The following is a 12724-nucleotide window of genomic DNA, read 5'->3' as shown; positions in this document are numbered from 1 at the left end:
ATAGTTCTTTCCAGCATTATTTAGTTTCTTTTTCACTTTAAAAATTAGAAGAGTTCTTTGTAGAGAGCAATGGTTTCTTCTAAAGTTGGCATAAATGGATTGCCTGGCGCACATGCATCGATCAAAGCATTCTTAGAAAGGTAGTCAAAGTCAAAATCTTTTTCTTCGATACCGAGTTCAGTGAGTTTCTTCGGAATCCCTACTGTTTCAGACAGTTTTTCAATCTCAGAAATAGCGTAAGCTGCGCACTCTTCATCCGTTTTGCCTGCCACTTGCAAGCCTAGCGCCTTAGCAACGTTGCGGAAGGCAGCAGGTACGCGCTTCGCATTTTCACGTTCTACAACTGGGAGCAGCATGGCACAGCAGACACCATGTGGTAAGTTATACACTGCACCGAGTTGGTGAGCCATTGAGTGAACGTAGCCCAAACCAGCGTTGTTAAAACTCATACCACCGAGGAAGATAGCATTAACCATCGCCTCACGCGCTTCGATATCTTGTCCATTAGCTACAGCACGAGGGAGGTACTCCTTGATGAGTTCAATCGCTCCGATAGAGAGTTTCTTGGTCACATCATAAGCGCCCGGTGTTACCAAGGCTTCGACAGCGTGGGTAAGAGCATCCATACCTGTCGCTGCTGTGAGCGCTTGCGGTTTTGATACCATAAGTTCTGGATCATTGACAGAGATGAGGGCAAGGCTGTTCTTATCTACCATTACCATCTTGACCTTTCGTTCTTCGTCAGTAATGACATAGTTGATGGTGATTTCTGCAGAAGTTCCAGCTGTTGTATTGACCGCAACCACTGGCAATCCTTTTTTAGCAGACTTGTGGAGGCCTTCGTAGTCCTGTGGTTTGCCACCATTTGTAGCAATGATAGAGATACAACTAGCCGCATCCTGAGGAGATCCTCCCCCAAGACTGATGATGAAGTCACATCCATGCTCTTTCAAGGCAGCCACTCCGTCTGTGACGTTCTTGCAAGTAGGATTTGGCTCCACATCACTAAAGATCACATATTCGATCCCTTCAGCATCTAATGGTTTTAGGACCTTAGGTAAAATATCACTTCCCTCGATGAACTTGTCTGTCACCAAAAGAGCCTTCTTATACCCCAATTCCTTGATATACGGGCCTACTTCATTTACAACACCTTTACCGATAAGGTTAACTGATGGAACGTAAAATGTAGCCATATGCTTTTCCTCCTGCGCTTCTGCGCTATTTGATTATTTACTATAAGTATACGACCTTATAAGAAGTTTTACAAATTTTTGTAAGCGTTTTAAGTAAAAAGTTAGTAAAGAACAGCCAGCCACTTTTTCAAGAAAAAAGCTCCAAAAAGATAGATTTCATCTCATTGGAACTTTTACTGAATGATTATTGCTTAGTTAATACCACTCGGTCAGATGGCTCTCGGTCCATATCATCGATAATCAATTGATTACCATTAACCGTGTAAATTTTGACATCATCTCCGATAATGACACGTTGATTTTCTGGCTCAAAGCTGACTTGCTTGATTTCCTTATCTCCATCTGGCTCGACCTCAGTCCATGTACCAGTTTTACCTGTTACAACTAGAGTGATCTGATCATTCTCATCTTTTCCAGTATAGGTACCATCGATGTTAGTAGGTTGAGCTACAGTAGTGTCCTGACTTGAGGACGCCTGTGGTTGGCTGGCACTTGTAGCAGCACTAGAAGATGATTCTTGTTGAGTAGATGGTTGTTGAGCAGATTGCTGGGTAGGGGCTTGTGTCTTAGATCCACAAGCTGCTAAAAGACTAAGAATTGCTAAAGAAGCAATAGAAAGTGTGAATGTCTTCGTTTTCATAGCGACTTCCTTTCTTTTGTGCTAATGTTGTTTCTGAAATCGTTTTCAAGTTTTCCTATCCCCAGTATAGCAACTTAAACCTAGAAGGTCAACTAATCTCACGCTTTCCCACCAAACCCGCTCGCACTTCCGAGATAAAGTAGAGGGAGCCCGTCACGAAAAGCAGGTCCTGATCATTGGCATTTTCTTCAAATTCGCTGATAAAATCACGATAAGAGTCAACAAGTTTATAACCAGAAACATCGCTTTCTTCTAAAGAGCCTTGGTAATCAAAGCCAGTCACCTTGACTTCCGCCTCTGGCAAAGCATCTGTTAAATAACCTAGCATCCCTTGATAATCCTTACGTTTAAGGGCGCCAAAAAGGATTTGAACTTGGAAGCCTTGCTGAATTTTTTCCTGAATAAACTCAACTAAACGACTTAAAGCTGGAAGATTGTGAGCCCCGTCTAGGTAGATATGCGGACGAATCCGTTCCAATCGACCGGCCCAGTGGGTCTCTTTCAAGGCCTGTCTGACAAGCTCTTCTTCGACACCTTCCTCTCTTGACGCCATAAACAGAAGAAAAGTTTGTAAAGCCAAGGAGGCATTTTCTTGCTGATAGGTACCTTCCAACCCGATTTCAAGCCGTGAAAAACTTGCTAGCTTACTTAAAAAATCCCCCGCATTTAAGGTGAAGTCTTGCCCGGTTTGATAAAGGTCTACGTCTAACTCTCTCGCTTTACTTTGGCAGACAAGCTCTGCTTCTGGAGAAAGCTTAGCAATGACCGCCTTCTTGCCAGACTTGAAAATACCAGCTTTCTGATCTGCTATTTCCTCCAGACTATCGCCCAAGGTCTCCTGATGATCTAGACCAATCGAAGTAATAACTGCAATCTCGCCTGTTACGACATTAGTCGTGTCAAGCAATCCACCAATCCCCACTTCTAGAAGAACCAGATCCACTTCCTGCTCTTTAAAGTAAAGCAAGGCAATCAGGGTCAACAACTCAAAGAAAGACAAGTGGTCATGTGTTTCTAAAAGAGTTTTCTCCATCTCCTTGACTTGGTTAGCTATACGGATAAAGTCTTCATCTGCGATCGGTTGTCCATTGATACAGATTCGATCATGGATACTAATGATATGAGGAGAGGTAAAAGTACCAACTTTTTTACCATGGACGACAAACAACTCCCTCATAAAGGCAATAGTTGACCCTTTACCGTTAGTCCCTGTTACGTGGATAATGGGATAAGTCTTCTCAGGATTCCCCAACAAATCCACAGCTCGCTGCATTCGTCCAAGACCAGATCTAAAGTTTAAACCAATCCGACTATGAAGCCATTCTTCTACTTCAAACATACATGTCTCCTTAACAAAAGTCCAATCAACTACCGCATCAAAGTATGATTACAAATAAAAAGCGAGGTCAGGACAAAAATTCCAACCTCTTACCTGGTTAGCTAATCACTAGCTACTATGAATTTCAACGTGGGGTAAAAATAACCACTGGACTTACCAGTTCTCTCCTATTTAAAGGAACTGGGGTAAAAATATCCCCCGGACGTTCCTGCGTTTCTAATTTCTGGCGCAGGGCCAAAAACATCCCCCGGACTTACTTACGGTCTTTATTTTTAGCGTAAGGGTAAAAATGTTCACTGAACATTTTTACTCCTCCATAAAGCTGTTGAAGACTTCTTCAATCATGTTCCATTCGTCTTCTGAGTCTTCTGGGATTGGTTGCAATTCGCCTTCTGTTCCATCTTCATTTTCGATGAATGAGTAGGCTTGGATTTCAACTTCACCATTTTCATCTTCTTCTGCGTTAACTGGCACTAGAAGAACATAATTTTTACCAAATTCTTCTTTCCCGTCGATGGTCAAAAGAATTTCAAACAAGGTTTCATTTCCTTGCTCATCTACTAGTGTAATCAATTCACGTTCTTCGTGGTCATGGTTGTGATCGTGTGACATAGTTTCTCCTCTGTCTTAAAATTTTCTATCTAAATAATTTTGCAAAATTAGCTGAGCAGCCAACTTATCAATAACTTTCTTGCGTTTGTTACGACTGATATCTGCTTGTTCAATCAACATACGCTCCGCAGCGACCGTTGTCAAACGCTCATCCTGATAGTCTACTGGCAAACCAAAGAGTTCTTCTAGCTTGGCACCATAGGCTTGACTGGCTTCTACTCGCGGACCGCTGGTATTGTTCATGTTTTTAGGCAGACCTACTACAAAGCGTTCCACCTTATAGCTGTCAACCAATTCCTTGATACGGTCAAAACCAAACTGGCCCTGATCCTCATTAATCTGGATGATTTCAAGGCCTTGAGCAGTGAAGCCTAGGGGATCGCTAATGGCAACACCCACTGTTTTTGAACCGACGTCCAATCCCATAATTCTCATAGATTATAGATCGACTCCTTGTCCTTTAAGGTAGTAGCGTACCAATTCTTCAACAATTTCATCGCGCTCATACTTACGGATTTGATTTCGTGCATTGTTGTAACGAGGAACATAGGCAGGGTCTCCACTCAATACATAACCGACGATTTGATTTATCGGATTATAACCCTTTTCATTCAAAGAAGCATAGACATCTGTCAACGTCTCGCTAATCTCTTTCTTATTGGAATCATCCAATTTAAACCGTACAGTTTCTTCAGTAAATCCCATTCTAACACCCTCTTTCCTTAGAATAGTACTATTATAGCACATTCCCTGACGTTCTACAAATAAGTCAGTCTATTAATTTGGATTTTCTATTGTTCTGTCGCCCCATTTGCCACTCTATCTGCAATATATTGGCTAGGTTCGTTTTTTAAGAGATTTTCAAGACCGATATTTTTTAAATATTCCATCTGAGATGCCTTTTTGACATCCAATACTTGAAAATCATAAGTTGTTGTGGTCTGGATTTCTGTCTCGCTGAGTAGCTTGGTTTCCAGTGTAAATCCTGCTAGTTTGCGTGCCTCTTGGATGGTCTCATCCTTCTCTTCAGCTTCTTGAAGCGCTTTTTTCGTCTCCTCTAGTCCATTTTCAGAGATAAAGTTCTTGAGTTCATCCCCGACAGGTCGTTTTTGCTGAATGGTCAAGGTCAAAAATTGATTGCCTTTATAGGTAATGGTCTGAATCTGCTGCGTTCCATTTTCTGACTTCGGCATCAACAAGGTCTTGGTGACAACCGTATTCTTTTCGGCATTGTCCAAAACGGGAAGGTTTGATTGGATGGGGTCAGATGCTGTTGTGGAAGCAGCAGGGGTTTCCTTTTTTTGCCCACATCCCGCAAGCAAAAAGAGAATAGCAAAACTAGCAATTAGTAACTTTTTCATAATTCCTCACATGATTTCAAAACAAAAGAGCAAACAAGGCCAGGAGTCACTCCCAGCCTTGATGTTTTATAGAGCTGCACGTAGACGTGCTTCTGCATTTTCTACATTACGGACAGAGCGTGGCAAGAAGGCACGGATATCATCTTCTTTATAGCCGACTTGCAGGCGCTTCTCGTCAACGAGAATCGGACTCTTTAAGATCCGTGGTGTTTCCATGATTAAGTTGAGCACTTCATTGACACTCAAATCCTCGATGTCAACTCCAAGTGCCTTAGCGTAGCGGTTTTTTGACGAAACGATACTGGCAATTCCATTATCTGTTTTCGTGAGAATATCTAATAACTCTTCTCTTGTAATTCCTTCTTTACCGAGATTTTGTTCTTTATAACTTAACTGGTGGGCATTGAGCCAGGTTTTCGCTTTTTTACAGCTAGTACAACTTGAGACTGTATAAATTTTGATCATGTACCTACCCCTTTCGCTACATGTTACTATCAGTTTAGTCTATTATACCATAAAAAGCATCCGACTTGCGACCTATTTTTAAAAAAATTTAACTTTTTTCGCAATTTTCGTACTTTTTTCTTGACAAATTCAATTTATAACCAACTTCTAAATTTTTTGATATAGATTCGTTTCACAATTGTAACACTTATCATATAAAGAATAATTATCAAAAGCAAAAAGAGGAAATAAATTGGTTTCAAAGGGGTTAAACGAAGGAGGTTAGCAATTGCAGAATAGGGAAGGAAGGTCACAAAACTAGCTGCTAGCAAGGTTGTCCCAAGAACCAACCATGACGGACGGCTTTGTAAGAAAGGGAGTTTTGCTGAACGAAGCATATGGATAACCATGGTTTGGGACCACATGGATTCAATGAACCAACCTGTCTGGAACAAAATGATAAAGCCCGTTGCAGACTCTGCTCCGTGAGCATAAGCTTGACCTGTCGCCATTGGAACAATGACAAAATAGAGCAAGATAAAGGTCAAAATATCAAAGGCAGAAGAAATCGGACCCATCCAAATCATAAAGCGAGTAATGGACTTGGCTTCCCACTTATGAGGATGCTTCAAAAAGTCTTCATCCACATTATCAAATGGCAAGGCGATGCAAGAAAGATCATAGACTAGGTTTAACACAATCAAGTGAATCGGAGCCATAGGGAGGAAAGGTAAAAAGATACCAGACACTAAGAGTGAAAGAATATTCCCGAAATTAGAGCTGACCGTCATCTTGATATATTTGGTCATATTGGCATAGACTTTGCGTCCTTCAACCAGACCTTTTTCAAGCACCATCAAATCCTTATCCAGCAAAATGACATCAGCTGTCTCTTTGGCAATATCTACTGCTGTATCAACAGAAATCCCAACATCTGCTACTTTCATAGAAGGGGCATCATTGATCCCATCTCCCATATAGCCGACACAGTGTCCATTAGATTTAATTTGCAAAATGATTCGTGCTTTTTGATCCGGAGAGAGTTTGGCAAAGACCGTCACCTTCTCAACTGCTTGGGACAACTCTTCGTCCGTCATGGCATCAATATCAGAACCCAACAAGATTTGATCAACGTCTAAACCAACTTTTTCGCATACTGCTTGGGTTACCTTCTCATTATCCCCAGTCAAGATCTTGGTTTGAACACCATACTCTAATAAAGCTTGGATAGCAGGGGCTGCAGATGGTTTTGGTGGATCTAGGAAGGCAAGATATCCTGTTAGAATCATCTCCTTTTCATCTTCAACAGAGTAAGCAAAACCTTCCTTTAAGCCTGTTTTATAGGCGACTCCCAAGACTCGTAAGCCCTGTTGATTGAGTTGGTCCACTTCTTTTAAGATTTCCACTCGGATATCATCCGTCAGAGGGCTAATCTGATCTTGATATTCCACATGGGTTGAAATCGCAAGCATTTCCTCTAGGGCACCCTTGGTTACCAAACTAACAACTTCGTTCTCATCCTTGACGATGACACTCATCCGTCTGCGTTCAAAATCAAAGGGCAATTCATCTATTTTTTGAAAGGTTTGATCTAGTTTTTGCAAGAGTGCGTGTTCTTTAGCTTCTTTTTCCGTACGTTTAATGATCGCTCTGTCCATTAAATTTTTCAAACCAGTTTGAAAATAGGAATTGAGATAGGCACGTCTCAACACAGATAAATCCAAATCTCCATGTATATCCAAAGGATATTCAAGGACAATTTCGTCTTGGGTAAGGGTTCCAGTTTTATCCGTACACAGGATATCAATAGCACCTAGATCTTGTATGGCATTGAGTTTTTTGATGACAACTTTTTCCTTGGCCATGATAATGGAGCCTTTTGCTAGACTGGCCGTGATGATCATGGGAAGCATCTCAGGTGTAAGCCCGACTCCTACGCTCAAAGCAAATACGCCAGCCTCTAACCAATCTCCATCCGTCAAGCCATTGGAAAGAAATACGATGGGAACCATGACCAACATCAAACGGATTAAGAGCCAAGAGATACTGTTCATATCCCGTTCGAAAGAGGTGGGCTCGTCATAAGTATTGAGAGTCTGCTCTATTTCCCCCATCATGGTGTCATCACCGACCGCTAGAATCAAAGCCTTGGCGCTTCCTGATATCACGTTGGTTCCCATGAAGGCGAGCGCTTCTGCTTCTAGCAGACTATCAAAATTTGACTGACTCATTTTTGACAAAGCCAATTTTTCAACCGAATCACTTTCGCCCGTCAAACCAGACTGTTGAACAAAGAAATCACGTGATTCAATTAAAAGGAGGTCTGCTGGAATCATATCCCCAGCACTCAACTTGACCATATCTCCAACGACTAAATCCTCAATCGCGACCTCTAAACTCTGGCCTTCGCGAATAACCGTGGCTGTATTCACAATCATTTTTGAAAGATTGGTCGCAGCTTTGTCACTTCGCAGTTCTTGGACAAATCGAATGCCACCAGAAATGAGGACTAGGACAACGATGATGATAGAGGTCGTCGGATCTTCTTGCCCAGGCTTCGCCAACCAGACGTTGGTCACCATGGAGATCATAGCGATGACCAGGAGGATGATTGTAAATGGATTGATAATAGATTCGTAAATTTTTTTGAGGATACTGTCTTCCTGACCCTTGGTGATGGTGTTTTCACCATATAAATCACGATTCTTTTCTATCTGTTCCTCAGTTAAGCCTGTTAGACTTGTCTTGTAAAAAGATAGAGTTTCGTTTAAAGGTGTATGAATAGCTGCTGCTAATCTTTCTTTTGTAGTTTTCATTGGTTTCTCCTATCTGTATGAATGATGTGTTTCATACACAGAGACCAATCACTTTATAAGGGCAGAACGACACAAATCAGCGATTGGCTGTGTATGTGCGGTTCTGGGTGGTCGTCAATTTGCATCGTCTGTCTCCTTTCCCTGTTCTAAAACAGTAGAAAATCCTGCCATAAAATGGCAGGATTAAAAAACTAATTATCTGTTTTTCGTTCAAGCTTTAACTCCATAGGGCAATGAAATGAGCTTAGTTTTGGCCTTCGCGACCAGGACTGTTGACCAACGAGTAGTGTCTCCACTGCTTTGCGGTAGTCATCCGTATCCCTATGGTAGCCTCACCTACCGTTTTCGTCTATCAGTATAAACCTTTAAAATATAAAAGTCAATGATTTATCTCATTTTTTAGATAACAATCAATTCTTTTGGAGCAAGTGTCAATAACTCACAACCGTTATCTGTAATCAGGATATCATCCTCGATACGAACCCCGTATTTACCTTCAATATAAATGCCCGGTTCATCAGTCAAGACCATACCAGATTTAATGACTTCTTTCGAAGTTTGGCTAAAGTAAGGTTCTTCGTGAATATCCAGTCCGATACCGTGTCCAATACCGTGAGTAAAGTAGTCACCATAGCCTGCCTCGATGATAATATCACGAGGGATTTTGTCAAAGTCACAGAAACCTAGACCTGCCTTGGCTTGATCAATCAGAGCTTGGTTGGCTTTCAAAACTGTGTTGTAGATTTCTTCTTGCTCGTCACTGACATGACCTAGATAAATGGTCCGTGTCATATCACTCACATAGTGGTCGTAGAGACAGCCGAAGTCCATGGTGATGGCTTCTCCCAGCTCTACTGGTTTATGCATAGGATGGGCATGTGGTTTAGAAGAGTTGATACCACTCGCTAAAATGGTATCAAAAGACAAACCTGCCGCTCCTAACTCACGCATACGGAAGTCAAGGAAGTTAGCAATCTCAATTTCAGTCTTTCCTGGTTTGATAAAGTCAAGGGCATCGCGGAAAGCTTGGTCTGAGATAGAACAAGCCTTGCGAATAGTCGCAATCTCCTTCTCATCCTTAATCATACGAAGCGCTTCAACAAACTGAGTCTGCGGAAGTAAGTCCAAACCTGCAAAAGCTGCCTGCATACGGTGGTAATAAGAAACTGAAATCTCGTCCTCAAAACCAATGCGAGACAAGCCCATATCCTTAACAATGCCTGCAATAACAGCCAATTCATCACGATCAGCCACAATTTCAAAACCTGTTACTTCTTGCTTAGCTGCAATGATATAGCGAGAGTCTGTCACCAAGACCTGACGATCACGGCTGATGAAGACTGTTCCATTTGAGCCCCAAAATCCTGTCAAATAGTAGACATTTTTAAGGTTGTTGATAATGATTCCATCTAGTTCTTTTTCTTGCATTTTAGCTAGAAATGCTTGTACACGTTTATTCATGATGTAACTTTCCTTTCAAATAGTGTCCTGTGTAGCTGGCTTCATTGGCCGCTACTTCCTCTGGTGTTCCTGTTGCGATGATGGTTCCACCACCGACACCGCCCTCAGGTCCCAAATCAATAATATGGTCTGCCGTCTTGATGACATCCAGATTGTGCTCGATAACGAGGACGGTATTGCCATCGTCAACAAAGCGAGCCAAGACTTTAAGCAAGCGAGCGATATCCTCAGTATGAAGCCCTGTCGTCGGCTCATCCAGAATGTAGAAAGATTTTCCTGTCGAGCGTTTATGGAGTTCGCTAGCCAACTTCATACGCTGAGCTTCTCCTCCAGAAAGGGTAGTAGCCGGTTGCCCTAGCGTTACATAGCCCAACCCCACATCCTTGATAGTCTGAAGTTTGCGTTGAATTTTCGGAATATGTTGGAAGAATTCCACCGCATCGTTGACGGTCATGTCCAAAACCTGCGAAATATTTTTTTCCTTGTAGTGAACTTCAAGGGTTTCACTGTTGTAGCGGGTTCCGTGGCAGACTTCACAAGCCACGTAAACATCTGGTAAGAAGTGCATCTCGATCTTGATGATTCCGTCACCTGAGCAGGCTTCACAACGGCCTCCCTTAACGTTGAAACTAAAGCGGCCCTTCTTATAGCCTCGTATCTTAGCTTCATTTGTCTGGGCAAAGAGGTCACGTATATCGTCAAAAACTCCCGTATAGGTAGCAGGGTTAGACCTTGGAGTCCGTCCGATCGGGCTCTGGTCAATATCAATCAAGCGGTCTACATGCTCAATCCCTGTAATCGTCTTAAACTTACCAGGCTTGTCTGAATTGCGGTTGAGCTTCTGAGCAATGGCTTTTTTGAGGATGCTGTTGATTAAGGTCGACTTCCCTGAACCTGACACCCCTGTCACTGCGATGAATTTCCCTAGCGGGAAGCGAGCAGTGATATTTTGCAAGTTGTTCTCACGCGCTCCCGTCACCTCGATAAAGCGACCATTTCCAGAACGGCGCTCTGCTGGCACTGGAATCGCACGTTTCCCTGATAAGTACTGGCCTGTGATAGACTTGCCGTTGCGAGCCACCTGCTTGGGTGTTCCTGCAGCAACAATCTCTCCACCAAAAACACCGGCACCCGGACCAACGTCAATCAGATAATCCGCCTCGCGCATGGTATCTTCGTCGTGTTCCACCACGATGAGAGTATTGCCCAAGTCACGCATCTTTTTCAGACTGGCAATCAGGCGGTCATTATCCCTCTGGTGAAGACCGATGGACGGCTCATCCAGGATATATAGGACACCTGATAGGTTGGATCCAATCTGGGTCGCCAAGCGAATACGCTGACTCTCCCCACCCGAAAGGGTTCCTGCCGAACGTGACAGAGTCAAATAGTTAAGCCCCACGTTATTGAGGAAGGTCAAGCGATCCTTGATTTCCTTGAGAATGGGACGGGCGATAATGGCTTCATTTTCAGACAGAGTCAACTGGCTCACCAAAGCCAAGTGGTCTGCGATAGACAGGTCTGAGATTTCACCGATATGTGGCCCTTGCTCACCACCCACACGGACAGACAAGGCCTGGTCATTGAGACGGTAGCCATGGCAAGTTCCGCAGGTCAGCTCATTCATGTAGAGACGCATCTGGGTGCGCGTGTAGTCACTGTTAGTCTCATGGTAACGACGTTTGATATTCTTGACAACTCCCTCAAAAGGAATGTCGATATCACGCACACCACCAAATTCATTCTCATAGTGAAAATGGAATTCCTTGCCATCCGAGCCGTAGAGAATCAAGTTCTTATCTTCTTCTGACAAGTCCTCAAAGGGCTTATCCATATCCACTCCAAAGGCTGTCATGGCCTGCTCTAGCATATTTGGATAGTAGTTAGAAGAGATAGGATTCCAAGGTGCCAAAGCCCCCTCACGTAGCGTTTTGCTGGCATCTGGCACTACCAAGTCAGTATCAACCTCCAGCTTGATGCCCAAACCGTCACACTCACTACAAGAACCAAAAGGAGCATTGAAGGAGAAGAGACGAGGCTCTAACTCTGGTACGGTAAAACCACAAACTGGACAGGCATAGTGCTCAGAGAATAGCGACTCAGAATCGTCCATAGTGTCGATAATGACATAACCTTCTGCGATACGAAGGGCAGCCTCAATGGAATCAAAGAGACGGCTACGAATGCCCTCCTTGATGACAATACGGTCGACCACAACATCGATATTGTGTTGCTTGCTCTTAGACAACTCTGGCACTTCGGTCACATCATAAACCTCCCCATCCACTCGAACGCGGACATAGCCGTCTTTCTGAACCTTTTCAATGACGCTCTTATGTTGCCCTTTTTTCTTACGAATGACCGGAGCTAAAATTTGCAGACGTTGGCGTTCTGGCAATTCCAAAACCTTATCCACGATTTGCTCTACTGAAGAAGCCTTAATAGCCCCATGCCCATTGATACAGTAAGGCGTCCCCACACGTGCGTAGAGGAGACGCAGATAATCATTGATTTCAGTCGTAGTTCCCACGGTCGAGCGAGGGTTTTTGCTAGTCGTTTTTTGGTCGATGGAAATAGCTGGGCTGAGACCATCAATGGCATCCACGTCTGGTTTTTCCATATTGCCCAAGAACTGGCGAGCATAGGCTGATAAACTCTCTACATAGCGACGTTGCCCCTCAGCATAGAGGGTATCAAAGGCCAGACTGGATTTCCCAGACCCAGACAAACCAGTCACAACAACCAGCTTGTCTCGCGGAATCTCCACATCAATATTTTTTAAGTTATGGGCACGCGCCCCATGAATCACAATTTTATCTTGCATCTTTGTTCTTTCTAGTCCATTATTGCTTTCC

At 43.2% G+C, this 12724-nt stretch carries 11 protein-coding genes and 1 riboswitch; all 11 genes read right to left on the bottom strand.

All coding sequences use genetic code 11. The annotated features are described in order from the left end of the window. Window positions 1–44: 44 nt before the first annotated feature. The 11 genes from M1F74_RS06550 to uvrA all read right to left on the bottom strand — a co-directional run bounded on the left by M1F74_RS06550 (window position 45) and on the right by uvrA (window position 12693). On the bottom strand, window positions 45–1196 hold the full coding sequence (locus M1F74_RS06550) for an iron-containing alcohol dehydrogenase (protein ID WP_247946628.1): 1152 nt from the start codon (window positions 1194–1196) through the stop codon (window positions 45–47). 184 nt (window positions 1197–1380) lie between these two features. After that, entirely contained in the window at window positions 1381–1836 is a 456-nt protein-coding gene (locus M1F74_RS06545) for an SP_0198 family lipoprotein (protein ID WP_247946627.1), read from the bottom strand. A gap of 88 nt (window positions 1837–1924) precedes the next feature. Next, window positions 1925–3175: a bifunctional folylpolyglutamate synthase/dihydrofolate synthase gene (locus M1F74_RS06540; RefSeq protein ID WP_247946626.1), complete on the bottom strand. Its 1251-nt coding sequence runs from the start codon at window positions 3173–3175 to the stop codon at window positions 1925–1927. Window positions 3176–3481: 306 nt separating this feature from the next. After that, window positions 3482–3787: a DUF1292 domain-containing protein gene (locus M1F74_RS06535; protein WP_000017624.1), complete on the bottom strand. Its 306-nt coding sequence runs from the start codon at window positions 3785–3787 to the stop codon at window positions 3482–3484. 15 nt (window positions 3788–3802) lie between these two features. Next, complete coding sequence (ruvX, locus tag M1F74_RS06530; protein WP_002876031.1) at window positions 3803–4222, bottom strand: Holliday junction resolvase RuvX; 420 nt, start codon at window positions 4220–4222, stop codon at window positions 3803–3805. 3 nt (window positions 4223–4225) lie between these two features. Continuing rightward, complete coding sequence (locus M1F74_RS06525; protein WP_000507060.1) at window positions 4226–4492, bottom strand: IreB family regulatory phosphoprotein; 267 nt, start codon at window positions 4490–4492, stop codon at window positions 4226–4228. Between the two features lie 86 nt (window positions 4493–4578). Further along, window positions 4579–5148, bottom strand: coding sequence for an SP0191 family lipoprotein (locus tag M1F74_RS06520; protein WP_000734682.1), 570 nt, complete (start codon window positions 5146–5148; stop codon window positions 4579–4581). A 66-nt stretch (window positions 5149–5214) separates the two neighbouring features. Continuing rightward, a complete protein-coding gene (gene spx / locus M1F74_RS06515) occupies window positions 5215–5613 on the bottom strand; it encodes a transcriptional regulator Spx (protein ID WP_000591165.1) in 399 nt (132 codons plus the stop codon). A 134-nt stretch (window positions 5614–5747) separates the two neighbouring features. Next, window positions 5748–8408 (bottom strand): magnesium-translocating P-type ATPase, encoded by a 2661-nt coding sequence (gene mgtA, locus M1F74_RS06510; RefSeq protein WP_247946625.1) that lies wholly within the window; start codon window positions 8406–8408, stop codon window positions 5748–5750. A gap of 195 nt (window positions 8409–8603) precedes the next feature. Beyond that, a riboswitch (M-box (ykoK) riboswitch) is annotated at window positions 8604–8754 on the bottom strand. A 53-nt stretch (window positions 8755–8807) separates the two neighbouring features. Then, complete coding sequence (locus M1F74_RS06505) at window positions 8808–9869, bottom strand: M24 family metallopeptidase (protein WP_247946624.1); 1062 nt, start codon at window positions 9867–9869, stop codon at window positions 8808–8810. Then, window positions 9862–12693: an excinuclease ABC subunit UvrA gene (gene uvrA, locus M1F74_RS06500; protein WP_247946623.1), complete on the bottom strand. Its 2832-nt coding sequence runs from the start codon at window positions 12691–12693 to the stop codon at window positions 9862–9864. Before uvrA ends, M1F74_RS06505 begins: the two co-directional genes overlap by 8 nt. Window positions 12694–12724 lie beyond the last annotated feature (31 nt).

The organism is Streptococcus oralis, from assembly GCF_023109315.1.
Taxonomy (GTDB): Bacteria; Bacillota; Bacilli; order Lactobacillales; family Streptococcaceae; genus Streptococcus; species Streptococcus oralis_BS.
This window is presented reverse-complemented; position numbering and strand designations above follow the sequence as displayed.